This window comes from Aeribacillus sp. FSL K6-1305 (genome assembly GCF_038050115.1).
GTDB classification, from domain to species: Bacteria; Bacillota; Bacilli; order Bacillales; family Aeribacillaceae; genus Aeribacillus; species Aeribacillus composti.
Genome location: NZ_JBBOQV010000002.1, coordinates 1,584,284 through 1,610,019, shown reverse-complemented (window position 1 = coordinate 1,610,019; position 25,736 = coordinate 1,584,284). Strand labels below are relative to the sequence as shown.

23 protein-coding genes, 20 tRNA genes and 2 rRNA genes are annotated in these 25,736 nt (G+C 42.2%); 9 read left to right on the top strand and 36 right to left on the bottom strand.

The genetic code is table 11. From position 1 onward, the window contains the following. Nucleotides 1-50 precede the first annotated feature (50 nt). The 5 genes from NST97_RS17700 to NST97_RS17685 form a co-directional block, all read right to left on the bottom strand. A complete protein-coding gene (locus NST97_RS17700) occupies nucleotides 51-344 on the bottom strand; it encodes a DDE-type integrase/transposase/recombinase (RefSeq protein ID WP_341343574.1) in 294 nt (97 codons plus the stop codon). Nucleotides 345-569: 225 nt separating this feature from the next. Next, nucleotides 570-725 (bottom strand): hypothetical protein, encoded by a 156-nt coding sequence (locus tag NST97_RS17695; RefSeq protein WP_157727914.1) that lies wholly within the window; start codon nucleotides 723-725, stop codon nucleotides 570-572. Beyond that, nucleotides 662-844, bottom strand: a complete 183-nt coding sequence (locus NST97_RS19390) for a transposase (RefSeq protein ID WP_063386574.1) — start codon at nucleotides 842-844, stop codon at nucleotides 662-664. The genes NST97_RS17695 and NST97_RS19390 overlap by 64 nt, the downstream gene beginning before the upstream one ends. 283 nt (nucleotides 845-1,127) lie before the next feature. Continuing rightward, the gene (locus tag NST97_RS17690) at nucleotides 1,128-1,370 is read right to left on the bottom strand and encodes a DUF2584 domain-containing protein (RefSeq protein WP_063386573.1); all 243 of its coding nucleotides are present in this window, start codon (nucleotides 1,368-1,370) and stop codon (nucleotides 1,128-1,130) included. Nucleotides 1,371-1,434: 64 nt separating this feature from the next. Continuing rightward, complete coding sequence (locus tag NST97_RS17685; RefSeq protein WP_066249449.1) at nucleotides 1,435-2,217, bottom strand: alpha/beta hydrolase family protein; 783 nt, start codon at nucleotides 2,215-2,217, stop codon at nucleotides 1,435-1,437. A 119-nt stretch (nucleotides 2,218-2,336) separates the two neighbouring features. Here NST97_RS17685 and NST97_RS17680 point away from each other — a divergent pair, with 119 nt between their 5' ends. From NST97_RS17680 to NST97_RS17670, 3 genes are read left to right on the top strand one after another with little or no spacing between them, the layout of a single operon-like run. Further along, nucleotides 2,337-3,320 (top strand): ABC transporter substrate-binding protein, encoded by a 984-nt coding sequence (locus NST97_RS17680; protein ID WP_339199044.1) that lies wholly within the window; start codon nucleotides 2,337-2,339, stop codon nucleotides 3,318-3,320. A 44-nt stretch (nucleotides 3,321-3,364) separates the two neighbouring features. Continuing rightward, nucleotides 3,365-4,144, top strand: a complete 780-nt coding sequence (locus tag NST97_RS17675; RefSeq protein WP_066249444.1) for an ABC transporter ATP-binding protein — start codon at nucleotides 3,365-3,367, stop codon at nucleotides 4,142-4,144. Beyond that, nucleotides 4,122-4,928, top strand: a complete 807-nt coding sequence (locus tag NST97_RS17670; RefSeq protein ID WP_240326839.1) for an ABC transporter permease — start codon at nucleotides 4,122-4,124, stop codon at nucleotides 4,926-4,928. The genes NST97_RS17675 and NST97_RS17670 overlap by 23 nt, the downstream gene beginning before the upstream one ends. A gap of 161 nt (nucleotides 4,929-5,089) precedes the next feature. Here the strand turns inward: NST97_RS17670 and ytkD are convergent, their stop codons facing one another. From ytkD to NST97_RS17650, 4 genes are all read right to left on the bottom strand, one after another. Next, nucleotides 5,090-5,563 carry an RNA deprotection pyrophosphohydrolase gene (ytkD, locus tag NST97_RS17665; protein ID WP_094245279.1) on the bottom strand — a complete coding sequence of 158 codons (474 nt, stop codon included), beginning with the start codon at nucleotides 5,561-5,563 and terminating at the stop codon, nucleotides 5,090-5,092. Between the two features lie 65 nt (nucleotides 5,564-5,628). Next, nucleotides 5,629-5,955, bottom strand: coding sequence for a hypothetical protein (locus tag NST97_RS17660; RefSeq protein WP_063386567.1), 327 nt, complete (start codon nucleotides 5,953-5,955; stop codon nucleotides 5,629-5,631). Between the two features lie 94 nt (nucleotides 5,956-6,049). Next, complete coding sequence (locus tag NST97_RS17655) at nucleotides 6,050-6,493, bottom strand: Dps family protein (RefSeq protein ID WP_063386566.1); 444 nt, start codon at nucleotides 6,491-6,493, stop codon at nucleotides 6,050-6,052. Nucleotides 6,494-6,589: 96 nt separating this feature from the next. Further along, nucleotides 6,590-7,063, bottom strand: coding sequence for an S-ribosylhomocysteine lyase (locus tag NST97_RS17650; protein WP_063386565.1), 474 nt, complete (start codon nucleotides 7,061-7,063; stop codon nucleotides 6,590-6,592). A 118-nt stretch (nucleotides 7,064-7,181) separates the two neighbouring features. Here NST97_RS17650 and yidD point away from each other — a divergent pair, with 118 nt between their 5' ends. Continuing rightward, nucleotides 7,182-7,415, top strand: a complete 234-nt coding sequence (gene yidD, locus NST97_RS17645; RefSeq protein WP_375338802.1) for a membrane protein insertion efficiency factor YidD — start codon at nucleotides 7,182-7,184, stop codon at nucleotides 7,413-7,415. Continuing rightward, nucleotides 7,416-7,661 (top strand): hypothetical protein, encoded by a 246-nt coding sequence (locus tag NST97_RS17640; protein ID WP_341343515.1) that lies wholly within the window; start codon nucleotides 7,416-7,418, stop codon nucleotides 7,659-7,661. 7 nt (nucleotides 7,662-7,668) lie between these two features. Here NST97_RS17640 and NST97_RS17635 read toward each other — a convergent pair whose 3' ends face one another. The 5 genes from NST97_RS17635 to NST97_RS17615 form a co-directional block, all read right to left on the bottom strand. Further along, complete coding sequence (locus NST97_RS17635; RefSeq protein ID WP_340733145.1) at nucleotides 7,669-9,123, bottom strand: o-succinylbenzoate--CoA ligase; 1,455 nt, start codon at nucleotides 9,121-9,123, stop codon at nucleotides 7,669-7,671. 67 nt (nucleotides 9,124-9,190) lie between these two features. Beyond that, nucleotides 9,191-10,009: a 1,4-dihydroxy-2-naphthoyl-CoA synthase gene (menB, locus tag NST97_RS17630; protein WP_341343514.1), complete on the bottom strand. Its 819-nt coding sequence runs from the start codon at nucleotides 10,007-10,009 to the stop codon at nucleotides 9,191-9,193. A 12-nt stretch (nucleotides 10,010-10,021) separates the two neighbouring features. Continuing rightward, on the bottom strand, nucleotides 10,022-10,843 hold the full coding sequence (gene menH / locus NST97_RS17625; RefSeq protein ID WP_445206406.1) for a 2-succinyl-6-hydroxy-2,4-cyclohexadiene-1-carboxylate synthase: 822 nt from the start codon (nucleotides 10,841-10,843) through the stop codon (nucleotides 10,022-10,024). Further along, nucleotides 10,840-12,570 carry a 2-succinyl-5-enolpyruvyl-6-hydroxy-3-cyclohexene-1-carboxylic-acid synthase gene (gene menD, locus NST97_RS17620; RefSeq protein WP_339199037.1) on the bottom strand — a complete coding sequence of 577 codons (1,731 nt, stop codon included), beginning with the start codon at nucleotides 12,568-12,570 and terminating at the stop codon, nucleotides 10,840-10,842. Before menD ends, menH begins: the two co-directional genes overlap by 4 nt. Continuing rightward, a complete protein-coding gene (locus tag NST97_RS17615) occupies nucleotides 12,560-13,981 on the bottom strand; it encodes an isochorismate synthase (RefSeq protein WP_339211081.1) in 1,422 nt (473 codons plus the stop codon). Before NST97_RS17615 ends, menD begins: the two co-directional genes overlap by 11 nt. 240 nt (nucleotides 13,982-14,221) lie before the next feature. On the opposite strand from NST97_RS17615, the gene NST97_RS17610 reads away from it, so the two are divergent. After that, entirely contained in the window at nucleotides 14,222-15,163 is a 942-nt protein-coding gene (locus NST97_RS17610) for a 1,4-dihydroxy-2-naphthoate polyprenyltransferase (RefSeq protein WP_063386558.1), read from the top strand. Between the two features lie 374 nt (nucleotides 15,164-15,537). After that, nucleotides 15,538-16,290 (top strand): TraR/DksA C4-type zinc finger protein, encoded by a 753-nt coding sequence (locus NST97_RS17605; RefSeq protein WP_341343513.1) that lies wholly within the window; start codon nucleotides 15,538-15,540, stop codon nucleotides 16,288-16,290. A 61-nt stretch (nucleotides 16,291-16,351) separates the two neighbouring features. On the opposite strand, the gene NST97_RS17600 is transcribed toward NST97_RS17605, so the two are convergent. From NST97_RS17600 to NST97_RS17500, 21 genes are all read right to left on the bottom strand, one after another. Further along, nucleotides 16,352-16,423, bottom strand: a tRNA-Asn gene (locus NST97_RS17600). Between the two features lie 99 nt (nucleotides 16,424-16,522). Beyond that, nucleotides 16,523-16,596 (bottom strand) — tRNA-Ile (locus NST97_RS17595). 6 nt (nucleotides 16,597-16,602) lie between these two features. Next, nucleotides 16,603-16,673 (bottom strand) — tRNA-Gly (locus NST97_RS17590). A 387-nt stretch (nucleotides 16,674-17,060) separates the two neighbouring features. Continuing rightward, nucleotides 17,061-17,136, bottom strand: a tRNA-His gene (locus tag NST97_RS17585). A 17-nt stretch (nucleotides 17,137-17,153) separates the two neighbouring features. After that, nucleotides 17,154-17,226: transfer RNA gene (locus NST97_RS17580), tRNA-Phe, on the bottom strand. Between the two features lie 110 nt (nucleotides 17,227-17,336). Beyond that, nucleotides 17,337-17,412: transfer RNA gene (locus NST97_RS17575), tRNA-Asp, on the bottom strand. Nucleotides 17,413-17,414: 2 nt separating this feature from the next. After that, a tRNA-Met gene (locus NST97_RS17570) sits at nucleotides 17,415-17,491 on the bottom strand. Nucleotides 17,492-17,501: 10 nt separating this feature from the next. Beyond that, nucleotides 17,502-17,591 (bottom strand) — tRNA-Ser (locus NST97_RS17565). A 12-nt stretch (nucleotides 17,592-17,603) separates the two neighbouring features. After that, nucleotides 17,604-17,680: transfer RNA gene (locus NST97_RS17560), tRNA-Ile, on the bottom strand. A gap of 6 nt (nucleotides 17,681-17,686) precedes the next feature. After that, nucleotides 17,687-17,760: transfer RNA gene (locus NST97_RS17555), tRNA-Met, on the bottom strand. Between the two features lie 10 nt (nucleotides 17,761-17,770). Then, nucleotides 17,771-17,843 (bottom strand) — tRNA-Ala (locus NST97_RS17550). Nucleotides 17,844-17,857: 14 nt separating this feature from the next. Continuing rightward, nucleotides 17,858-17,931 (bottom strand) — tRNA-Pro (locus NST97_RS17545). Between the two features lie 3 nt (nucleotides 17,932-17,934). Continuing rightward, a tRNA-Arg gene (locus NST97_RS17540) sits at nucleotides 17,935-18,011 on the bottom strand. A gap of 5 nt (nucleotides 18,012-18,016) precedes the next feature. Further along, nucleotides 18,017-18,105, bottom strand: a tRNA-Leu gene (locus NST97_RS17535). A 7-nt stretch (nucleotides 18,106-18,112) separates the two neighbouring features. Then, a tRNA-Gly gene (locus NST97_RS17530) sits at nucleotides 18,113-18,184 on the bottom strand. A 6-nt stretch (nucleotides 18,185-18,190) separates the two neighbouring features. Further along, nucleotides 18,191-18,272 (bottom strand) — tRNA-Leu (locus tag NST97_RS17525). A gap of 7 nt (nucleotides 18,273-18,279) precedes the next feature. Beyond that, nucleotides 18,280-18,355 (bottom strand) — tRNA-Lys (locus NST97_RS17520). Between the two features lie 175 nt (nucleotides 18,356-18,530). Then, nucleotides 18,531-18,603 (bottom strand) — tRNA-Thr (locus NST97_RS17515). Between the two features lie 170 nt (nucleotides 18,604-18,773). Beyond that, a tRNA-Val gene (locus tag NST97_RS17510) sits at nucleotides 18,774-18,849 on the bottom strand. A gap of 96 nt (nucleotides 18,850-18,945) precedes the next feature. Further along, a 23S ribosomal RNA gene (locus NST97_RS17505) occupies nucleotides 18,946-21,877 on the bottom strand. Between the two features lie 138 nt (nucleotides 21,878-22,015). Continuing rightward, nucleotides 22,016-23,569: ribosomal RNA gene (locus NST97_RS17500) — 16S ribosomal RNA — on the bottom strand. Together the 16S and 23S rRNA genes with 19 tRNA genes alongside form the textbook arrangement of a ribosomal RNA operon. Before the next feature lie 656 nt (nucleotides 23,570-24,225). Here NST97_RS17500 and NST97_RS17495 point away from each other — a divergent pair. Continuing rightward, a complete protein-coding gene (locus NST97_RS17495; protein ID WP_063387041.1) occupies nucleotides 24,226-24,414 on the top strand; it encodes a hypothetical protein in 189 nt (62 codons plus the stop codon). Between the two features lie 241 nt (nucleotides 24,415-24,655). On the opposite strand, the gene NST97_RS17490 is transcribed toward NST97_RS17495, so the two are convergent. Continuing rightward, nucleotides 24,656-24,728, bottom strand: a tRNA-Ala gene (locus NST97_RS17490). A 204-nt stretch (nucleotides 24,729-24,932) separates the two neighbouring features. Here NST97_RS17490 and NST97_RS17485 point away from each other — a divergent pair. Next, nucleotides 24,933-25,736, top strand: a complete 804-nt coding sequence (locus NST97_RS17485; protein ID WP_144597759.1) for a protein-glutamine gamma-glutamyltransferase — start codon at nucleotides 24,933-24,935, stop codon at nucleotides 25,734-25,736.

Below are 25,736 nucleotides of genomic sequence, written 5' to 3'. Positions count from 1 at the left end.
GAGCTAATTCTTTAAATGTCTGATACTTATGTAAATAATACTTCTCGCATTTAAAGCGTTCCCCAAAAAGATACCATTGGCCCATTATCAATGCATCTGCCTACTCTTGACATACTTTGTGTCATCTCTGCTTGGTCTATCCTACGTTTAAAACCATGAGAGGTATATTGGAACCCACGGTCACTATGAATAAGTGGATGCTCTCCTTTTAAAAGTACGGTGGCTTGATCCAACGTTTTGAATACAAGATGATGATGATTGGAATGTCCTAAAACATCGCTCACAATTGATCCATCATATAGATCAAGAATAGCACTTAAATAGGCTCTCTTTGATGAACCTATTTTAATTCTGTGACATCAGCTACCCATTTTTCACTTGGCTTTTCCGCTGTAAATTCACGATTCAATATATTTTCTGCAACATGTTGAGGGAAAACGTTTTAACCACTTATAGTAAGCAGCTCGTGAAATACCGGCGATTTCACATATAAGATTATGCTTAGTTTTCTTTCTCATGAAGTTCCCGGATTGCGATATACTTGTCTTCAAAACGGATTTGGTTTACTTTCACCTCCTTTCGATTTCCTCTAACTTTTTTAAAAATAGATTCTCCGCACGTAAGCGCTCATTTTCTCTTTCTAACTTTTTCATCTCCAGTTTCATTTTCTCTTCTGGAGATAACTCTGCTTCTTCTTTTTTTCTTCCTCGTTTGTCTTTATCCATTGCCTTAAAGAATATTTAGTAATTTGATACCTTTTACAAAGCTCTTGAATAGTACATTCTCGGTTTTCATATGCAAGTAAAACTTCAAGTTTGAGCTCTGTTGTATATTGCTTATACATAGAAAAACCCCCCCTAAGGTAAAACAGATTTTTTATATTTTAATCTGTCTACCTTAAGGGGAGCATATCACTTTGTCGATAGCCTTTTAATATTTTTATGTGGTTTGGCAAAACAAATCGGCAACGCAGATTTTTAGACGAAAACCCCTTTTTCAACGAACTTTTATGAAAAAGGGGTTACGCGATTTTTTATGATAAGACAAATGGAAGCCGTACTCGAAAAAATTAAGCAAATTCCTCCTTCCACAATCCGTTCAGCAAATGAACGGAAATATGGTGACGGTTAATTGGTTGAGTACAATGAAGTGAGATTATAAGTAAGCACGGTTTTGTTATCAGCCCATTCCAATTTAATAATTTCAGCTGTTCCTGTAGGATCGCTTATCAACGTTTTTCGAACTTCCAAAGGAATATTCATAGGATAAAGGCGATAGCCATCTTTGACAAGCTGAAATACGTTTTCCTCTATCCGCTTTTCCTTCCCTTTTGTAATAATCATCGTATTTAATTCAAGCGGCATGCCCATTTCTCCAATCCCCTTTCATTTGATCGATCATTTTTTAGTATGTATCATATGAAAAATATAATGGTCAATTTTTCATCCATTTTATCATTCGTTCTAAAACCATCCGGTTATGCCGAGGCGGAAAATGATGACTAAAATGTTGGAAATACCAGCTGTCCACTTGCTTTCCCAATTCTTTCAGCCTTCTTTCCAATCGATATGCATGTTCAATTGACACGTTTTCATCTTTTCCCCCATGAATGATTAAAACGGGTGCTTGCATTTTTTCAAGGTAATACAACGGTGTCCGCCATTTATAGCGGTCAGGATATTTCTTCGGTGTCCCTCCAATAACTCTTTTCATCATCCTTCTTAAGTCCTTTCTCTCCTCATAAGTTAAAAACATATCAGACACCCCGCCCCAGCTTACAACAGATCGAACATTTGAGCATATAATCCCAGTAAGCAAGGCCATGACTCCTCCCCTTGAAAAGCCAAAAACGTGAATGCGATCCGGATTCACTTGCGGATGTTTCATCAACAAATAGAATGCATTGACCGCATCAAAACGATCATTCCCCGCAAAATCTTCATTCCCTTCTCCTCCTAAATTTCCTCGATAAAAGGGAGCCATCACGATAAAGCCTTTTGATGCAAATTGTATAATTCTTCCTGCCCGAACCATACCAACATTTTTAATCCCTCCGCGCAAATATAAAAAGCCATCATAAACACCTTCTTGAACAGGCTCTGCTAACAGACCTTTCACTTTTAGTCCTTCAGAAATATATGTCACGATGGAAAGCTTAATCGAAGGGTTCGGTGATGGGAAAATTTGTTTGTCAACTATTTCTCCGTTTCTCAGCATCTTTTCAACCTCCATTTAGGTAGGCAATCACACATTATATTTTTTTTTCATACTTTATCCTAGATAAATATATTTAAACATTTTTCCTTTAATATGAACATCATTAGGGAGGATTTCACATGAAAAAAAGGCTTGCTTCCATCGTATTGGTGATCCTTTTCATCATACCTCTTTCAGCCTGCGGCGGAGGAGTGGAAAAAATTCGGCTGGCGGAAGTCACTCATTCTGTTTTTTACGCACCATTGTACGTAGCCATTGAAAAAGAATTTTTCAAAGAAGAAGGACTGGACGTAGAATTAAAAACTACTTGGGGCGGAGATAAAACAATGACCGCCATTTTATCAAACGGCGCTGATATCGGTCTTGTCGGTTCGGAAACGTCCATTTACGTATATGCCCAAGAAGCAAATGACCCAGTCATTAACTTCGCCCAGCTGACCGAAACGGACGGCACTTTCCTTGTCTCCAGAGCCAAGTTGGATGATTTTCAATGGGAAGATTTAAAAGGAAGCACTTTTTTAGGACAGCGTAAAGGCGGCATGCCGCAAATGGTAGGGGAATTTGTGCTGAAAAAGCATAGCATCGATCCGCATCAAGATTTAAACCTTATCCAAAACATCGACTTTGCGAATATTGCAAATGCTTTTGCTTCCGGCACAGGCGAATATGTTCAGCTGTTTGAGCCAACCGCAAGTATTTTTGAAAAAGAAGGAAAAGGTCACATTATCGCATCCTTCGGCAAGGAATCGGGCAAAGTTCCTTATACAACATTTATGGCAAAAGAAAGCTATATTAAGAAAAATGATAAAACGGTGAAAAAATTCACAAAAGCTCTCTACAAAGCGCAAAAATGGGTGGAAGAACATGACGCCGAAACAATTGCCGAAACGATAGCGCCGCAATTTAAAGATACGCCGATCGATATTTTAATATCTTCCATTGACCGTTATAAAAGCCAAGGATCCTATGCAAAAACCCCGCTGTTAGATGAGGACGAATGGAACAATTTGCAAAAAATTATGGAAGAAGCAGGAGAACTGCCGGAGAAAATTGATTATGAACTATTAGTCAACACGTCCATAGCAAACGAAGTGGCAAAATAATGTTGTTTCAAAAGGAGTAAATTTATCGACAAGGGGGGAGGAGATTGTCATTTTTAACGATCGATCATGTCAGCCATACTTATTTTACAAAAAAATCGGCAACGACTGCTTTGGAGGACATCCATTTGGAAGTAGAGGAAGGGGAATTTATATCCTTTCTAGGTCCTAGCGGCTGCGGCAAAACAACGCTGCTTTCCATCATTGCCGGTATCATGAAACCGACAGAAGGGCAAGTTATTTTGAACGGAAAGCAAATATCTTCCGCAACACCGTCTGTCGGTTATATGCTGCAACAAGATTATTTATTTCCATGGAAAACGATAGAGGAAAATATTTTAATTGGATTAAAATTATTGAACAAACTGAATGAAAATGAGAAAAAGCGGACATTTCAGCTTCTGCACCAAATGGGTCTCGAAAATGTAGAAAAGCTATATCCGAATCAATTATCAGGCGGAATGAGACAAAGAGCCGCTTTAGTCCGCACTCTTTCTACAGATCCGAAAATGCTGCTATTGGATGAACCTTTTTCCGCCCTCGATTATCAAACGAAATTAAAGCTTGAAGACTTAGTCTTTCAAACATTAAAGGATTTTAAAAAAACAGCCATTCTAGTCACGCATGATATTGGGGAAGCAATCGCCATGAGCGATCGGATTGTCCTGCTATCCAAAAGGCCTGGCAAAATTGCCAAAATATTTACTGTCCCAAAAGAATTGCGGGATACATCCCCGTTTAAAACAAGGCAGCATCCAACGTATACTTCACTTTTTGACTTAATCTGGAAGGAGTTAGATCAGCTTGAAACAAACAACAACAATTGATCTCCTCCATAAACAATATTTGCAAAGATTGAATAAGGAAAAGAAATGGATTACCTTTTATCAAATCTTAATTTTTATTTCTTTTTTTCTCATATGGGAGGTGTCATCCAGCCAAAAATGGATAGACCCGCTCATATTCAGTTCGCCGACAAAAATTTTTCACTTATTTGTTGAAAAACTGCAGGACGGTACATTACTTGCCAATTTGAACGTGACGCTTTTTGAAACGGTCTTGGGGTTTATTTTTGGGACATTATTCGGGACATTACTTGCTGCTCTATTATGGTGGTTTCCAAGGCTGTCTAAAATATTAGATCCGTATTTAGTGGTTTTAAACGCAATGCCGAAAGTAGCTCTTGGGCCGATTTTCATCGTCGTACTTGGGCCCGGATTTACCTCAATTATCGCGATGGGAACAATCATTTCGGTTATTATTACTACAATTGTAGTCTATACTTCCTTTAAAGAAGTGGATCCGAATTATATAAAAGTGCTGCAAACATTTGGGGCAGGCAAAAAGCACGTGTTCAGAGAGGCGATCCTGCCGTCATCTTTTCCAACCATTATTTCTACTTTGAAAGTCAATGTCGGGTTATCCTGGGTGGGTGTGATCGTCGGAGAATTTCTCGTTTCAGCTAAAGGATTAGGCTATATGATTATTTACGGGTTCCAAGTTTTTAATTTTACCCTTGTGCTGTTAAGCCTAGTTATCATTGCCATCTTTGCAACGATCATGTACAAAATTGTCGAACTAATTGAAAAAACATTAATCAAAAGCCAATAAGAGGCTGTCAAGAAAGTCAAATCGCCATTGAAAACAAAAAATCATAAACACCGATATATCAACGTTTCTAACACATTAATGGGGGCGTCAATAAGCCGTAAAAACGACTTATTAGACACCCCCTTAAACAATTTCTAAACCGACTTTCAGGAATTTAAAAGCTATTTTATGTAATCGGCATAAATTTTGTCCAAGCTGCGTTTTAGAACATCATCTTTCATAATAAAGCTAAAGCGATGATCGTCCTCAATTTTTTCAGGCAAGTCCGCAAGCAGGACTGGACCTAACGTTTCAAAATACGTGCTCTGTTTTTCGAGCCTCTCAATTTCCGCATAATAAATATTTTTCACAATCGTTTTCTCTTTTCCTATAACCTTATATTGCCCAATATATACGATATCTTGGACAATTCCTCCCGTTTCTTCCCTCACTTCCCGGACAGCAGCTTCAACCGGCTTTTCGCCGTTCTCGACTTTTCCTCCTGGAAACTCGTAGCCCCGGTCTTCATGTAAAGTTAAAAGCCATTTGTTTTCATATCGGCAGATGACCCAGACATGCTTCGGGTAAACAGAAAAAGGGTGTTGACGGAAAGACAGGTATACATCATTGCCGTAAAAATCTTTAAAATAAAACATAATCAATCCCTCTACTCCCATTTATCTGTTTTCATCATAACATATGGAAAAGAGGATTGTATAACTTATTCTTGATTATGCATAAGACCCATTGAAGCAATATGTTTTCTTGCTTCTTCGTCGCCATGCTTATAAATGAATTCATATACTTTTTTTGTTAAAGCATCAATCGCATCATTTTCCTTGTCATAATGATACTGTATATACGGAACATGCGCCCGGAAGAAATTTTGCCAGCTGGTAGAATGAATCTGATCGAAATACTCCCGTAACTCCGTAATTTCCTCATCATTGGCAGAAATTTGAAAATCCCACGGAGATGCTTCTCTGCTTTGGGAAATCTCACCGCTAGCTACTGATATATAATAGGTTTTTTTTGGATTTTCGGACATTTATATCCCCCTCCTCTTTTTAAGTATTGCCTTATCAAAGAAAAATATTTATAAAAAAAGGCTGCCTAACGCAGCCAAAAGAGGAAGGATATAATTATTTTCCAAGGAATGACTTTAACATCCAGTTATGTTTTTCAAGATTCACTTTAATATCGAGAAGCATGTCACCAGTTGCTTCGTCATTCACTTCTTCAGCAACTTTGATTCCTTTGTCCAAATCTTGAATGATGGCGGAAAAGTCGTCAACAACTGCCTGCACCATTTGTTCTGCAGTTTCAACGCCTTCTGCTTCTTTAATAGAGGAGATTTCTAGGCTTTCTCTAATCGTAGCAACAGGTTTAGCGCCCAAAGCTAAAAGTCTTTCCGCTAATTCGTCAATATAACCTGCAGCTTCATTGTACAGCTCTTCAAACTTTTCATGGAGAACGAAAAATTGGTCTCCTTTTACATTCCAATGAAAGTTATGTAATTTTACATAAAGTACCGTCCAATCCGCAATTTGTTTATTTACGATTTGAAATAAATCTTGTTTAGACATAATCCCATCTCCTTTTTATTTAATCTTTTAGTTATACAGTACCCCTTTTTTGCACTCTTAAAACTATAAAAAAAGTTGCATCATTGCGTGTAGCTGTTAGCTGAACACTTTTTCCAAATCCTCTTTACTATGCTTTAGCCAATATTCCATGAGCTTTTTGGCGCCTTCTAAATCATGAAGCTTCGCTTGGCCGCATTGCAGTTCGTTTGCGGCAGGCACTTCTGTCTGCTCTACAGCATCTTTCATTGTCTCTTCCAATAAATCAATGATTTCTTTTACGGTCGGTTCCCCGCTAACGACTAAATAAAAGCCTGTTTGACACCCCATTGGAGAAATATCAATGATATCAAAGTGATCATATTTTTCCGCATATTTGCGAATTGTAAATGCCAGAAGATGCTCCAATGTGTGAATAGCATCCGGTTTCATTGCCTGCTTATTCGGCTGGCAGAAGCGGATATCAAATTTGTTAACTACTCCATCCGTGCCGACTTTATGTACTCCGCAATGTCTGACATACGGTGCTTGCACTTTTGTATGATCCAGTTCAAAACTCTCCACTGAAGGCATTCCCATCACTCCTTACATTTTCTTAGTTTCCATTTTAACACAAAATTTTATAACATACATTTATGTTAAAATGTTGTCAAGATTCCAGAAAAAAGAGGTGCTTGCTGTGAAATCTGTCATGATCGCCCTTATCCGTTTTTATCAAATCTTTATCTCCCCGTTAAAGCCGCCTTCATGCCGCTTTTACCCAACATGCTCTGAATACGGGCTTGAAGCAGTGAAGCGTTTCGGAGCTGTCAAAGGCGGCTTTCTGACAGTAAAACGAATCTTGAAATGCCACCCGTTTCACCCGGGAGGATTTGACCCTGTCCCGGAAATTGAAAAAGATATAAATAAAAAAACGAGTGAATAAATGAAAAATAATGCAAAATACTACAATTATCAAATAAAGCTAAAGGGAGCAAAAGATATGGAAAATATGATCGCTCAATTTAAACATGAAGTGAATAATGCAACAGAAGAGACGTTCCATTCTTCTGTTTGTTCTTTTTTAAATTTGTGGAGCTATGAATACGGCTCGTTCGAACATTTGCCAAACGAAATCCACCACTTATTGCATATTAGCCAATATGATATTTTAACTGTCGATCATGAATAGCCAAAAACTACAGCCATTCTTTTAGTTTTCTCCTGAGCAGCTTTTTAGATGCATTTCGTGGCAGAGATTCAACAAATGTAAATCCTTTTGGAACTTTATATTTTGCCAGCCTTTTCAAACAAAATTGCCTTAATTCTTCTTCAGACACCTCTTCGCTTCGGACGACAAAAGCATGGGGAACTTTTCCCCATTTTTTATTTTCTTTTCCTACCACTCCTACATCTTTTACGGAAGGATGCGACAAAATAACTGCTTCAACCTCCGCCGGATAAATGTTTTCTCCTCCCGAAACAATTAAATCGGATCGACGGTCCAATACATATAAAAATCCTTCTTCATCCAGATAGCCTAAATCTCCAGTATAAAACCAGCCGTCACGTATAGCTTCGTTTGTTGCGTCTGGACGATGTAAATACCCCGGTGTAACATTCGGTCCTTTTACTACAATTTCTCCTTCTTCATTAGGGGAGCAGGCCCTGCCGTCTGCTACGATCCGAATTTGAGCTGGAAACAACGGTTTTCCCGCAGATCCGAGTTTTGAAAAGCAAAATTCAGGGGCTAATGTGGCAATTTGCGAACACGTTTCCGTCATCCCATATGTTTGAAAAACGGGAATTTCTTTTTCACGGCATTGTTCAAGAATCGGCCGCGGGGCAGGACCTCCTCCTAAAAGCATGCAGCGAAACGATTTCGGATACGTGTCACTTCCTAATTCCTGCAGCATGTCATTCAGCATGGCCGTAACGACGGAAGCAATCGTAACTCCTTCATTTTTGATCGCTCTGTTTGCTTCTTTCGCTGAAAATGAAGAATGGAGAACAATTCCGATTCCATAAATGACGCTGCGCATCAAAATTGACAGTCCGCTTATATGAAAAAGAGGAACTGCCAAAAGCCAGCAATCGCCGTCCTTCAGTCCAAGATTCAGCACAGAACCGATCGCACTCCACCAATGATTCCCAAATGTTTGCTGAACTCCTTTCGGTTTTCCTGTTGTTCCAGACGTATACATAATCGTTGCCACGTCGTCTAAAATAAAGCTGTCATCTAATGCTGCTTCCTTTTCATCACAAAGCTGCAACTCTGATAATGTCATAACTTTTTTACCGGGAAAATGAACCGATAATTCATCATCACAGATAACGCATTTTATATTCGCATCATTTATTTGCCATAATAATTCTTGAGCTGTTAGTCTAGTATTCAAAAGAACATTGACCGCACCGAGATACATTAAAGCATGAATATTAATGACCATTTCTAAGCTGTTTTTCATTAAAAGCCCGACTGTATCTCCACGCTTGATATCTATTTGATGCAGCTGTCTTGCTCTTTTTTCAACAAGCTGATGCAAGTCCAAAAATGAATAATTTTTCCCCTCATAACGAATAGCCAATCGGTCCGGAGTCAAAAAAGCTCGCTGTTTAAGCCAATTCGGTGTTTCATTTCGATTTGCACTCATGTCTTAACACCTCGATTATTGCACAATAAAGCAGCTCGATGCATCGCCATCAAGCTGCTTGTACTTTTTAAGGGAAACGCGGGAATTGTTTGAAATCAGGTTTTCTTTTCTCTTTAAATGCATCTCGTCCTTCTTTCGCTTCATCTGTTGTATAATACAATAATGTCGCATCCCCCGCAAATTGTTGGAGACCGGCGAGACCATCTGTATCTGCATTAAATGCAGCTTTCAAGAAGCGAATAGCAGTTGGACTTTTTTCCAAAATTTCTTCACACCATTTGACAGTTTCCTCTTCAAGCTGCTCTAATGGGACAACTTTGTTGACTAAGCCCATCTCATAAGCTTCCTGCGCATTATATTGACGGCATAAATACCATATTTCACGAGCTCTTTTCGTACCAACAAGCCGGGCAAGCAGTCCCACTCCATATCCCGCATCAAAGCTTCCAACTTTTGGGCCTGTTTGTCCGAAAATTGCATTCTCTGATGCGATCGTTAAATCACACACGACATGCAGAACATGTCCTCCTCCAATTGCATATCCGTTCACCATTGCAATAACCGGTTTTGGAATCACCCGAATAAGCCGTTGCAAATCCAAAACGTTTAATCTAGGAATTTTATCATCCCCGACGTATCCGCCATGCCCCCGCACTTTTTGATCTCCGCCTGAGCAAAACGCTTTATCACCAGCACCTGTCAAAATAATTACACCAATTTTATCATCGTCCCGCGCATAGGAAAAAGCATCGATCATTTCCGCGACCGTTTTTGGTGTGAATGCATTATGTACATGAGGACGATTCATCGTAATTTTTGCTATCCCTTTGTACGTTTCATAAATGATTTCATCATATTCTCGTTCTTTTACCCAAGGAAATCCCATTTTTATCCTCCTTTAATATGTAGAAAAATGTTGGAGAAACTCATCTACTATTTTACCAAAAAATTTTGACTGTTCCACATGAACTGCATGTCCGGCTTGCGGCACGACCTTTAATTCAGAGCAAGGAATCAATTGGTTCATTTCTTTCATAATTTTGCAAAACTTAAGATCCCTTTCACCGCAAATTAATAATGTAGGGATGTTGAAACTTTTTAATGCTCCCCACCATGAAGGTTGAACGCCAGTTCCCATTCCTTTTAAACTGTTTGCCAATCCAATTGCATTATTTTTCAGCCGGTCCTTTCTTATTTTGTCCTTGACGGCAGGCGGGAGAGACTTTTGCGTTAAAAACAAAGGGATATTTTCCCAATGTTGGACAAATGCCGCAACCCCTTCGTCCAAAATCATTTGGGCAAGTTGTTCGTCCTGCAGCCTTCTCGTCTCTCGTTCCTTTTCAGTTTTTAATCCAGGAGAACTGCTTTCCAATATTAAAGTCTTCACAAATTCCGGCTGTCTCATTGCAAAGCTCAATGCCAATCTTCCGCCCATTGAATACCCGAGCACATGCGCTTTTCGAATATTGAATGAAAGGAATATTTCTTTTAAATCTTCAACTGCTTCTTCCATCCGATATCTTTCAGGATTTTCAGGCGAATCTGTTTGACCATGGCCGATGATGTCGATAAGTACTAGCTGGTATTTTTTTAAACTATTTTTCAAAAATCCCCAGGTTTCTCCGCTTCCTGTAAAACCATGAAGGAGAACAAGTGGCTCCCCCTTTCCAAACGTTTCAGCCCAATAATTCACATTTCGAACGGCCAATTTTCCCATCATAACATCCTTTCTATTTCCCAGGAAACAGAACGAAGCCATTTTCTCTGTTCGTTGACTCGTGTATGTCGATTGGTCGGGATTTCAATAATATTTAATCCATCTCTATTCATGCAGAATTGAAACTCGCTTCTGAATTCTTCCCAAGTGGAAATTTTTTTATAATGTGCACTATATAAGCTGGCTGCATATTGAAAATCTAAATTGGTCGGGGTGCCAAACAATTGTTCAAAATGCGTCTTTTCATCCGCCTGCGGCAAAAATGAAAAAATGCCGCCGCCGTTATTATTAATTAATAAAACAGTTAAGTTCAATTTATTTTGTTTTGCAGCAAGGAGTCCATTTAAATCATGATAAAATGATAAATCCCCTATGATTAAAATAGTTTTTTCATGACTAGCTGCAGAAACCCCAAGGGCTGTCGAAACGACTCCGTCAATTCCGTTCGCTCCCCGGTTGGCATAAACCGTAATATTTTTATCACTGTTATGGAAAAACGTGTCGACATCTCGAATCGGCATGCTGTTTCCTACAAATACATTGCAGCGATCCGGGAGCAATTTTTGCAATTCGACATATACCGTTCCTTCAAATAAAGAATCTTCCTCAATGACCGGCGTTGACAAATATTCTCGAAAGAGATTGTTTACTTGTTTCCATTTTTTACACCAGGATGTTTCCTGTTTATCTTTACATTTTTTGATCAGCATTTCACATAAATAGGCTTCATCACTGTGAACATGTTCTGCTGATAAAGTAGGATCACGATAACCGCCATCACCATCAACCACAATTTGCTTTATTTCAGGATGGTCTCTTAACAATAGAAACAGCGGTTTTGAGACGGGCATTGCACCAAAACGAAGGACGACATCAGGTTTCAGATACGCTTTCTTTCCCATCGTTTTTAAAATGGAATCATAACAATCAATAATATAATGTTTAGAATGTTCGCCAAAGCGTAAATTGGACAACGGATCCGCTAATATCGGGAATTTCAATTTCTCTGCTAGTGCCAAAACTTGTTCACGAAACTCTTTGTTATGTAATTCCCCGCATACAATAAGTCCTTTCTCGCTTGAATCGATTTCATCCACAATCCGTTCAATTTGCTCATGTTCGACCAGCTTTTTTATTTCCACCACTGGCTCAATATGAAGAGACTTCTGCAATTGATGGATTTTCGATAGATCGGGCAAAAGCGGCTCTCGGAAAGGTAAGTTGATATGGACTGGTCCTTTCGGATTTTCATTTGCAGTTTGGACCGCCCGTTGAGCGATATTTTTTATATATAACAGCATCGTTTGACTGCTTTCAGGAAGAGCGCAATCAACAAACCATTTCACATAGTTCGAATACAGATGAATTTGATCAATTGCTTGTGGAGCTCCAATATCCCGCAGCTCATGAGGTCTGTCAGCCGTTAAAATCACAAGAGGGATGCGTGAATAATGGGCTTCTATGATAGCTGGATAATAGTTTGCTGCAGCTGTTCCTGATGTGCAAAGCAAAGCAATTGGTTTTCTTTGTTTTTTAGCCAATCCAAGAGCAAAAAAACCTGCAGATCGTTCATCAATATTAATATAAGTATGTATTTTCGGATGCTCTGCAAATGTGATCGCAAGCGGGGTAGATCGTGAACCTGGGCTAATCACAACTTCAGAAATACCTTTTGTAATTAATCCATTTACAAATGCAATGACATAGTCAGATAGATTTTTATTTTTCATTCAGTTTTCCCCCTAATGCATGCTGCATAGGTCCAAATTTGATTTCTGTCTCCCTGTATTCCTCTTCCGGCTTCGAATCTCCAACAATCCCGCATCCTGCATACAAATAAGCTTTTTGCTCATCCAGCAGACCTGAACGGATCGCAACGACAAATTCTCCGTTGTCCTGATCATCCATCCATCCAACCGGAGCAGCATACCAGCCTCTCTCTAAAGGTTCTTCATTGCGAATAAATGCTAGAGCAGCATCTTTCGGATAGCCGCCAAGCGCAGGGGTCGGATGCAATTTTTCTACAAAATCAATCAACGTAAAACCTTTTTTTACGGTTCCTTCAACAGGTGTATACAAATGTTGAATATTCGGCGTTTTTAAAATCGTTGGATTGTTTTGTAGTTGCACTTCTTGGCAATATTCACGGAACACTTTTTCGATCGCTTTGACAACAATTTGATGTTCATGAATGTTTTTTGTATCTGAAAGCAGCATCTGAGCGTATTCTTCGTCTGCCTCCACTGTTTTTCCTCTTTTAATTGATCCTGCTACACATGCAGACTGGACCTTTTGGTCTCTCTTGCTTACAAGCCGCTCAGGAGTTGCACCAACGAACGTTTTTCCTTCATTTTCAACAACAAATAAATAACAATTAGGCTGATGTTCATTTAACATTGATAAAACATAATGGATATCAATCGATCCCTCAAACTCCAGCAGCATTTCCCTTGCCAATACGACTTTCTCAAAACGGTTTTGTTTTATTTGTTCTGTTGCTTTTTCAACAGCTGCCATCCACTCTTTTTTATAAAACAAACTTTCTTTTTTGATGGTAAAATTCAAAAAAGAATTTGTGTCTTCATTTTTTTTCTTTAAGGTGTATTCATATGTATTGAAATGATTTATAATTTCATTTATATCATCAGTTGATTGAATTAACCTGTTTATAGTAGCAAGTGTGTGACGGCCAATTTTTGTAATCATGAAAGAAGGTAAAGTGAATCGTGCTTCATGAAACGGTTTCCATTTTGAAGAATTCGCATTTTTTAAAGGGTCAAAAGAAAAACCCCCAAAAAGAAGCGGACCCGTTCCAATCGGATGGGCGCCTTCAATTTGTATATGCTCTTTCCAATCTTTCCACTTTGAATAAATGTCAAAAAAACGGTTGGAAAATTTTTTGTCTGACGTCAATTCGAGCTCAACACCAATTCCACAAAGGATAAATGTACGATCAGGTGTCGCCCAATAAAATCTTTTCCCTGCATAAGCCGATTGAAAGCTTGAGAAAATCTGGAGCGGATCTTTCTCCTTGATTTCAAATACATAACTTAAAATGATTGGATGGGAATATTTTTTGGCATGATTGACAGCATTCGCAACTTTATCCCTCAATGTATCTGAACATGGAATTGAAACCAAAGATGATCCCTCCATAACCGAAAAATAGCTTATATTAAGATACACCTGTTCAAAATTTATGTCAACTATATTATAGAATGACGCAATGCAAAACAACAAGCAAACAAACTGCTCAGCTCTTTGATGGGGCTTGAGCATTTATTCCAATGAAAAACAATTGACACTCTTTCGACATTTTTCTAGACTAGGTTGTGGGGAATAGCTTTCGTTTTCAGAATGAAATAAAGGAGAGAACATATTATGCATCCTAAAACGGAGTCACATAATGTACCCATTATAAAAGCTGAACGAGGGTTTCGGGCTTGGTGGATGCTTTTAAGACCCCATACATTAACTGCAGCATTTGTCCCCGTGATTGTCGGAACTCTTTTGGCACTGCAAGTAGGACCCATTCATATTGGACTTTTTCTTACAATGCTTACTGCCTCGTTGTTAATTCAAACAGCCACAAACTTATTTAATGAATATTTCGATTATAAACGAGGTCTTGATACAGAAGAATCTGTCGGAATTGGAGGAGCAATTGTCCGAAATGGCTTCAAGCCCCAAACCGTTTTAAATTTAGCAATCACATGTATTGTTGTCTCTATCCTATTGGGAATTTACATTTGTCTCCAGTCAAGCTGGTGGTTGGCATTAGTCGGTTCAATTTGTATGGCAGTAGGATACTTATATACTGGAGGTCCATATCCAATCGCTTACACGCCGTTTGGCGAGCTAGCTTCAGGTTTATTTATGGGAGTCGTTATTATCCTTATTTCCTTTTTTATTCAGACAGGTTATCTAACTTCAACAGCTTTCATTCATTCGATCCCGATTGCGATCACGATCGGCGCCATCATGCTTGCGAATAACATAAGAGACTTAGACGGCGATAAGGAAAACGGAAGAAAAACATTAGCAATTTTGCTTGGCCGCCAGAATGCAATTCGATTTTTAGCAATTATGTTTATTGTTTCTTACTGTCTCATTTTTATTATGATCATTTTTGATTATTCCACATGGTGGTCTATTCTAGCTTTTCTTAGCATTCCAAAAGCTATTCAGGCGGTGAAGCGATTTGTCGGCAAAACAAAGCCTATTGAAATGATGCCGGCCATGAAAGCAACATCGCAAACAAACACTTTATTAGGCTTTTTGCTTGCTGCAGGTTTGCTCATAAGCACCATCATATCTCAGTAACACGATAGTATGTTTACTATCGTGTTTTTTTATTAAGCTTTACTGTGAAATTTGTTCTGTATCATCCACTCGCAATTTCAATATGCTGAGCAAATATTTTGTCCTGAAAAAACATCTCGATAGGTCACAGCCTCTTTATCGGATAGCCAGCCTGTTTCTCAGCCGAATGATGTTGTGGTAGCCTTTCAAGTGCCATCAGCTTCAAAGCATAGCGTTAAAAAAGGCGTGGAAGCAGCAATCCTTTCCTGACATGTTTTAAAATGATGATGAAATTTATGGCTGCAAAGGTGAATTTTTTTCATGATTTTAAAGTTATAATTTATTCCTTTTCGTCCAAAATAGCTTTAGATTCTAAAAAAGAAGGTGTCTTTCATATGGACATGGACGAAAAAAAATTAAAGGAATTTCAAAAGCAATTAATATTCATGAAAAATGAGATTGAAAAACGTTGGGATAATAACGATCATTTTCAATTGGAAAAAGGGCTGGACCATGAATCAACTGGAGAGCTTTCCAGCTACGACAATCACCCCGGAGACGATGCGACCGAACTGTATGAAAGAGAAAAAGATTTAGCATTAAATAAACATTTAGAAAAAGAATATGAAGAGATCGTTGAAGCATTAGAAAGAATTCATGAGGGCACTTACGGTACTTGTTCCGTCTGCGGAAAAAAAATTGATGAAGACCGTCTCAAAGCCATACCGACAGCCAAAACATGCAAAGAACATACTCTAGTTCAAACGATTTCTCATGAAAGACCTGTAGAGGAAGAAATACTTGATGCGACTTTTCACGGATCCTCTCAAATCGACCATGAAAATACCGCTGTTACTGAACCGTATGATTATTTTCAAGATGTTATCGAATACGGAACGTCAGAAACACCGCAAGATGTAAGAACTCCACCGTTATCGTACGGAGATATGTATAATTCCGATGATGAAATTGGATATATTGAAGATATTGAAAACTTCATTTATACAGATATTGAGGGAAAAAACGTAAACGTCTATCCGTCACATGAACATAAACAATATGAAAAAATGCTTGATGAAGAGGATTTAACAGTTTTATGGGGAGATCTTCCATTAACAGAAAAAGAACCATATACGAAAAATGATTAAAATTACAAGAAGACAAAAAAAAGCGTTGCAAACTGCAACGCTTTTTTTGATTTCGAAATGACTCCGCAGGCAGGATTCGAACCTGCGACCGTTCGGTTAACAGCCGAATGCTCTACCACTGAGCTACTGCGGAATATAAAAAAAATTTAAGGCATTTTGCCAAATAGAACAGCTTTTGACTGACAATTGCAGCAATGTCAATTGCCCAACTAGGCTGCTAAAAAAATAGCAATGGGCCTGAGTGGACTTGAACCACCGACCTCACGCTTATCAGGCGTGCGCTCTAACCAGCTGAGCTACAAGCCCATATTAAGCGGGTGATGGGAATCGAACCCACGACATCAGCTTGGAAGGCTGAGGTTTTACCACTAAACTACACCCGCGCGAAAATATTTATTTTTCTATTTAAATGATAAACACGCATTTTCCATGCCTCTTCCTCTTCCAGCACTGTTCGAGGATGTAAATGCGTCGAGGCAACTCGCAGATTATTCATTGAAGTGTCGCTCGTGGCTGAGGTTTTACCACTAAACTACACCCGCACGAAAATATTTATTTTTCTATTTAAATGATAAACACGCATTTTCCATGCCTCTTCCTCTTCCAGCATTGTTCGAGGATGTAAATGCGTCGAGGTAACTCGCAGATTATTCATTGAAGTGTCGCTCGTGGCTGAGGTTTTACCACTAAACTACACCCGCATAATAAGCTGATAATAGAAATAAATACTTATTTTCAATGCCATATTATCTATCTCTACTATAGGCAAATGGGGCGACTGATGGGAATCGAACCCACGAATGCCAGAGCCACAATCTGGTGCGTTAACCACTTCGCCACAGTCGCCGCAATTAATAAAACAATGGCTCGGGACGGAATCGAACCGCCGACACAAGGATTTTCAGTCCTTTGCTCTACCGACTGAGCTACCGAGCCGTAAAACTCCGATAAAAAGTTATGTACAATCCATCATTAAAGAAAGAATTCATTGACACAACCTGCTGTACTTGAAAAATTCCTCCTACAGCTGTTGAATCAATAATTAATGGCGGTCCCGACGGGAATCGAACCCGCGATCTCCTGCGTGACAGGCAGGCATGTTAACCGCTACACTACGGGACCATTGGTTGCGGGGGCAGGATTTGAACCTGCGACCTTCGGGTTATGAGCCCGACGAGCTACCGGACTGCTCCACCCCGCGATAATAATGACGGAGGAGGAGGGATTCGAACCCCCGCGCGGTTTGACCCGCCTCTCGGTTTTCAAGACCGACCCCTTCAGCCAGACTTGGGTACTCCTCCATATAATAAAGATGGTGGACCTTGCAGGATTCGAACCTGCGACCGGACGGTTATGAGCCGTCTGCTCTGACCAGCTGAGCTAAAGGTCCGAAAAATGGCGGTGGAGGGGATCGAACCCCCGACCTCACGGGTATGAACCGTACGCTCTAGCCAGCTGAGCTACACCGCCAAATTAAATATGGAGCCTAGCGGGATCGAACCGCTGACCTCCTGCGTGCAAAGCAGGCGCTCTCCCAGCTGAGCTAAGGCCCCTTTAAATTCCCTGATCGGGAAGACAGGATTCGAACCTGCGACCCCATGGTCCCAAACCATGTGCTCTACCAAGCTGAGCTACTTCCCGATATGGCGCGCCCGAGAGGAGTCGAACCCCTAACCTTTTGATCCGTAGTCAAACGCTCTATCCAATTGAGCTACGGGCGCAAATATGGTGCCGAGGACCGGACTTGAACCGGTACGGTAGTCACCTACCGCAGGATTTTAAGTCCTGTGCGTCTGCCAATTCCGCCACCCCGGCAGAGAAAAGCGGAAGACGGGATTCGAACCCGCGACCCCCACCTTGGCAAGGTGGTGTTCTACCACTGAACTACTTCCGCGTATTATGCGGGTGGAGGGACTTGAACCCCCACGCCGTAAGGCGCTAGATCCTAAGTCTAGTGCGTCTGCCAATTCCGCCACACCCGCGTCAAAATGGTGAGCCATGGAGGATTCGAACCTCCGACCCTCTGATTAAAAGTCAGATGCTCTACCGACTGAGCTAATGGCTCATAAAAAATTTTTTCTCCTAATCCATTTTTCATTTGTCAGATGTCCCTTCCTCTGCCAGTCTTTTCGAGGATGTTGGATGCGTCGGGACAACTCTCTGATTGTTCGTCGAAGCATTGCTCGTTGCTCTGACGACTAATCTAAAAGCTCCTGCTCAATATGCAACACCTTTAATGATGCCGGCGAGAGGAATCGAACCCCCAACCTACTGATTACGATTCAGTTGCTCTGCCAATTGAGCTACACCGGCATGATGAATACAACAATCAATAATCAGTCTTGCTTCATTTGATCGTCGTTTGATCGTCGTTCCAATCTTAGAAATCTTGTCCAAGGAAAAGTTCAATTGGTACGATGAAGCAGCATGAAAGACGATATCTCGACCGTGCTTTGCCAATTGAGCTGAATCGATATACTGTATGGTGGAGGATGACGGGATCGAACCGCCGACCCCTTGCTTGTAAGGCAAGTGCTCTCCCAGCTGAGCTAATCCTCCAATTCAAAAATCACCAGAGGACATATGCAAAGTAAATAAAAGTCCATAATTCTTTCAAAACTAGATAACGGTTCCTTCACGAATAGATGCTCTTACTTGGTTAAGTCCTCGATCGATTAGTATCCGTCAGCTCCACGTGTCACCACGCTTCCACCTCGGACCTATCTACCTCGTCATCTTCAAGGGATCTTACTCGCTTTTCGCGATGGGAAATCTCATCTTGAGGGGGGCTTCACGCTTAGATGCTTTCAGCGCTTATCCCTTCCGCACATAGCTACCCAGCGGTGCCCCTGGCGGGACAACTGGTACACCAGCGGTGCGTCCATCCCGGTCCTCTCGTACTAAGGACAGCTCCTCTCAAATTTCCTGCGCCCGCGACGGATAGGGACCGAACTGTCTCACGACGTTCTGAACCCAGCTCGCGTACCGCTTTAATGGGCGAACAGCCCAACCCTTGGGACCGACTACAGCCCCAGGATGCGATGAGCCGACATCGAGGTGCCAAACCTCCCCGTCGATGTGGACTCTTGGGGGAGATCAGCCTGTTATCCCCGGGGTAGCTTTTATCCGTTGAGCGATGGCCCTTCCATGCGGAACCACCGGATCACTAAGCCCGACTTTCGTCCCTGCTCGACTTGTAGGTCTCGCAGTCAAGCTCCCTTCTGCCTTTGCACTCTCCGAATGATTTCCAACCATTCTGAGGGAACCTTTGGGCGCCTCCGTTACCTTTTAGGAGGCGACCGCCCCAGTCAAACTGCCCACCTGACACTGTCTCCCGCCCCGATCAGGGGCGCGGGTTAGAATGTCAGTACAGCCAGGGTAGTATCCCACCGTCGCCTCAGCGCAAGCTGGCGCTCACGCGTCTCTGGCTCCTACCTATCCTGTACAAGCTGTACCCACATTCAATATCAGGCTGCAGTAAAGCTCCACGGGGTCTTTCCGTCCTGTCGCGGGTAACCTGCATCTTCACAGGTACTATAATTTCACCGAGTCTCTCGTTGAGACAGTGCCCAGATCGTTACGCCTTTCGTGCGGGTCGGAACTTACCCGACAAGGAATTTCGCTACCTTAGGACCGTTATAGTTACGGCCGCCGTTTACTGGGGCTTCGGTTCGCACCTTCGCTTTTCGCTAAGCGCTCCCCTTAACCTTCCAGCACCGGGCAGGCGTCAGCCCCTATACTTCACCTTACGGTTTCGCAGAGACCTGTGTTTTTGCTAAACAGTCGCCTGGGCCTTTTCACTGCGGCTCATCATGGCTTATCACCTTGATGAGCACCCCTTCTCCCGAAGTTACGGGGTCATTTTGCCGAGTTCCTTAACGAGAGTTCTCTCGCTCACCTTAGGATTCTCTCCTCGCCTACCTGTGTCGGTTTGCGGTACGGGCACCTCTCACCTCGCTAGAGGCTTTTCTTGGCAGTGTGGAATCGGGAACTTCGGTACTTCCTTTCCCTCGCCATCACAGCTCAAGCACACGGCAAGCGGATTTGCCTGCTTGCCAGCCTAACTGCTTGGACGCGCACATCCAGCCGCGCGCTTGCCCTATCCTCCTGCGTCCCCCCATTGCTCAAACGGTGAGGAGGTGGTACAGGAATATCAACCTGTTGTCCATCACCTACGCCTTTCGGCCTCGGCTTAGGTCCCGACTAACCCTGAGCGGACGAGCCTTCCTCAGGAAACCTTAGGCTTTCGGCGGAGGGGATTCTCACCCCTCTTTCGCTACTCATACCGGCATTCTCACTTCTAAGCGCTCCACCGGTCCTTCCGGTCCGGCTTCGATGCCCTTAGAACGCTCTCCTACCGCTGACACCAACGGTGTCAACCCGCAGCTTCGGTGATACGTTTAGCCCCGGTACATTTTCGGCGCAGAGCCACTCGACCAGTGAGCTATTACGCACTCTTTAAATGGTGGCTGCTTCTAAGCCAACATCCTGGTTGTCTAAGCAGCTCCACATCCTTTTCCACTTAACGTATACTTTGGGACCTTAGCTGGCGGTCTGGGCTGTTTCCCTTTTGACCACGGATCTTATCACTCGCAGTCTGACTCCCAAGGATAAGTCATTGGCATTCGGAGTTTGACTGAATTCGGTAACCCGATGGGGGCCCCTCGTCCAATCAGTGCTCTACCTCCAAGACTCTTCCCTTGAGGCTAGCCCTAAAGCTATTTCGGAGAGAACCAGCTATCTCCAAGTTCGATTGGCATTTCACCCCTACCCACACCTCATCCCCGCACTTTTCAACGTGCGTGGGTTCGGGCCTCCAGCAAGTGTTACCTTGCCTTCACCCTGGACATGGGTAGATCACCTGGTTTCGGGTCTGCGACCTCGTACTATTTCGCCCTCTTCAGACTCGCTTTCGCTGCGGCTCCGCCTTTCGGCTTAACCTTGCACGAAATCGCAACTCGCCGGTTCATTCTACAAAAGGCACGCCATCACCCGTTAATGGGCTCTGACTACTTGTAGGCACACGGTTTCAGGTTCTCTTTCACTCCCCTCCCGGGGTGCTTTTCACCTTTCCCTCACGGTACTGGTTCACTATCGGTCACTAGGGAGTATTTAGCCTTGGGAGATGGTCCTCCCTGCTTCCGACGGGATTTCACGTGTCCCGCCGTACTCAGGATCCACTCGGGAGGGAACGGAGTTTCGACTACAGGGTTGTTACCTTCTCTGACGGGCCTTTCCAGACCTCTTCGTCTACCCCGTTCCTTTGTCACTCCTTAATCGAGTGTCCTACAACCCCAAGAGGCACGCCTCTTGGTTTGGGCTGTTCCCGTTTCGCTCGCCGCTACTCAGGGAATCGCTGTTGCTTTCTCTTCCTCCGGGTACTTAGATGTTTCAGTTCCCCGGGTTGCCCTCCATACCCTATGGATTCAGGTATGGATACTGCCCCATTACGGACAGTGGGTTCCCCCATTCGGACATCTCCGGATCGACGCTTACTTACAGCTCCCCGAAGCATTTCGGTGTTTGTCCCGTCCTTCATCGGCTCCTAGTGCCAAGGCATCCACCGTGCGCCCTTTCTAACTTAACCGTTTCTTCCTAACATGAGCGATCTATTCGTGAATGTCTTTCCGTTATCCAGTTTTCAAAGAACAATCAAGAAGGATATGATCCTTCAAAACTAAACAAAACGGAAAAGCGCACCCTATTTCAATGTATATATCCTTAGAAAGGAGGTGATCCAGCCGCACCTTCCGATACGGCTACCTTGTTACGACTTCACCCCAATCATTTGTCCCACCTTCGGCGGCTGGCTCCCGTAAGGGTTACCCCACCGACTTCGGGTGTTACAAACTCTCGTGGTGTGACGGGCGGTGTGTACAAGACCCGGGAACGTATTCACCGCGGCATGCTGATCCGCGATTACTAGCGATTCCGGCTTCATGCAGGCGAGTTGCAGCCTGCAATCCGAACTGAGAGTGGTTTTTTGGGATTCGCTCCACCTCGCGGTTTCGCTGCCCTTTGTACCACCCATTGTAGCACGTGTGTAGCCCAGGTCATAAGGGGCATGATGATTTGACGTCATCCCCACCTTCCTCCGACTTTTAGCCGGCAGTCACCTTAGAGTGCCCAACTGAATGCTGGCAACTAAGGTCAAGGGTTGCGCTCGTTGCGGGACTTAACCCAACATCTCACGACACGAGCTGACGACAACCATGCACCACCTGTCACCCTGTCCCCGAAAGGGGAACGCCCTATCTCTAGGGTTGTCAGGGGATGTCAAGACCTGGTAAGGTTCTTCGCGTTGCTTCGAATTAAACCACATGCTCCACCGCTTGTGCGGGTCCCCGTCAATTCCTTTGAGTTTCAGCCTTGCGGCCGTACTCCCCAGGCGGAGTGCTTAATGCGTTTGCTGCAGCACTAAAGGGTGGATACCCTCTAACACTTAGCACTCATCGTTTACGGCGTGGACTACCAGGGTATCTAATCCTGTTCGCTCCCCACGCTTTCGCGCCTCAGCGTCAGTTACAGGCCAGAGAGCCGCCTTCGCCACTGGTGTTCCTCCACATCTCTACGCATTTCACCGCTACACGTGGAATTCCGCTCCCCTCTCCTGCACTCAAGTTCCCCAGTTTCCAATGGCCGCTCGCGGTTGAGCCGCGAGATTTCACATCAGACTTAAGGAACCGCCTGCGCGCGCTTTACGCCCAATAATTCCGGACAACGCTTGCCACCTACGTATTACCGCGGCTGCTGGCACGTAGTTAGCCGTGGCTTCCTCGTCAGGTACCGTCAAGGTACCGCCCTGTTCGAACGGTACTTGTTCTTCCCTGACAACAGAGCTTTACGATCCGAAGACCTTCTTCGCTCACGCGGCGTTGCTCCGTCAGACTTTCGTCCATTGCGGAAGATTCCCTACTGCTGCCTCCCGTAGGAGTCTGGGCCGTGTCTCAGTCCCAGTGTGGCCGGTCACCCTCTCAGGTCGGCTACGCATCGTCGCCTTGGTGAGCCGTTACCTCACCAACTAGCTAATGCGCCGCGGGCCCATCCTGCAGTGACAGCTAAAAGCCGCCTTTCAACCGAAAACCATGCGGTTTTCGGTGTTATCCGGTATTAGCTCCGGTTTCCCGAAGTTATCCCAGTCTGCAGGGCAGGTTGCCCACGTGTTACTCACCCGTCCGCCGCTAACCTAAAGGAGCAAGCTCCCTTCGGTCCGCTCGACTTGCATGTATTAGGCACGCCGCCAGCGTTCGTCCTGAGCCAGGATCAAACTCTCCAAAAAAAGTTTGTCACCAAATGCTCTTGTCAGAATCAACAGGCACGCTTTTCGTTTTGTTCAGTTTTCAAAGATCATTTTCCGCTGTATTTTTACAGCGACTTTTTCAATATACAACTATTCAGAGCAAAATGTCAAGAGTTTTTTTTAAAAGTAATTTTTTATTCATGACTAATGTCTCATTGATCTTAACGACATTTGATATTCTATCACCATTAACCACTAATTGCAATATAAATTTTTATAAAAAAAGATTTATTTTTGATAGTCGTTAGACAAAAATTGATTTAGTAGACGAAAGCATACTCATTCAAATAATTATCTGTTAGAACATATTTTACCACAAACAAACGCATTGTTAAGCACCTCTTACTGTTTGTGATCCGCTAAAATTTCTATCTAACGAGCCAAAGGAAAATCGATGTCAAGCATTTGTCAGCATCACCGTTTTCATAAACACGATTTCACCGGATTGAAACATGACACTGTGAAGCAATTTATCGATCGAGACAATAGTTTCCTCAACTTAAAAAAAGACGCGATGCAGCCAAGTACAAATAAAAGCAGAATGCTGATGCAGCCATAGCATTTATTTTTTTGTATTAAAAATGGACAAGCATGAATATATAAAATTTAGAGAGACAAAAGCGGGAGGGATAAAAATGGATCTGGCTTTCTTAATTATTGCTTATTTTTTATCCATTTTCCATTTTGCATATGGATATAAAGAAGCTATAAGAATAAGCGAAGAAAACGGAAAAGTGAACGGTTGGTCCGTCATTTTTTCGTTTCCACTCGGATTTATATTTGCATTTTTTACAAACTTTTTTTATCACAAAATATATTTATAAATTCAATCAGTAGATTTATACAATCTTTACGGGGGTGTCTAATAATTCGTTTTTACGGCTTATTGACGCCCCCATTAATGTTTTAGAAACGTTGATATATCGGTGTTTATGATTTTTTGTTTTCAATGGGGATCTGACTTTCTGGACAGCCCCTTCTTTTCATTGAAGACGAATATTATCACAAAAAACTCATTTTTTATGAAGAAATAATAAAACCCTTGGTCAACAAGGGTTTTTTAAATGGAGCATAGGGGGCTCGAACCCCTGACCTTCGCGCTGCCAGCACGACGCTCTCCCAACTGAGCTAATGCCCCGTTTTTCATTTGTCACAGACAATATTATAGCGTGATGATTTTTCCAATACAAGTATAAATTTATACAAATGACGAAATTTCATAAGAGGTTTTTCTCCTGTAAAAAAGTTGATGCGGTAACGCTCTTTTCAACGATATATCAGAATTTACATGGACCAATTACTTATCAAAATCATACGATGGCTACAGAGGGGGGAACGATAAATGATTTCAATTCAAAATAGGCCTATTACAGCTAATGAATTAAAAGAATTTTTTTCAGATGCAAAAGATCGGGAAATTATTGATTGGATGGCAAACAGCCACAAAGTTTATCGCTATGAATCCTTAAATGAATTAAAGTTTGAAATTTTATTCAGGAGAAAAACGATCGAAGCTTCGCTCGACCTTTTAAAAAGCAAAGCGCAATTTGCGACATTTGAAAATTCATACTGTCATGATCGCTTCTGGCAGCTGAGCAGTAAAGGGGCGTTTTTGTTAAAAAAAGATGTGACTCCGGCAAAAGGAATAGAGGACATTTTTATAAATGGAAATAAATATGCATTTGAATGTGCAACAGCTATAGTCATTGTGTTCTATAAAGCTGCTCTTGATTCAATAGGAGAAAAAGCTTTTAATTATTTATTTGCAGATCTTGTTTTATATGACTGGCATTACGACAAAGACCTCGGAGTCCGAACGACCGTTACGACTGATTTTGTCCCAGGAGACTGCGTTTATTTCAACAACCCGGATTTTAACCCGGAAACACCACAGTGGCGGGGGGTAAATGCGATTCATCTCGGCAATAATCTGTATTACGGTCACGGAATCGGAATTCGTGATGCAAAAGGCGTCATCGAAACGTTAAATCGATATCGAAAAAGACAAGCGGTTGAATCGGCTTATTTAAAAGATCAAGTTACAAGACCGAATTACAAGTACCTATCAACTTATCAAAACTATATTCGTGAAAATAAAAATAAACGAATTTCGGCTAGAATCGGGCAAACTTTTTATACATTTTAA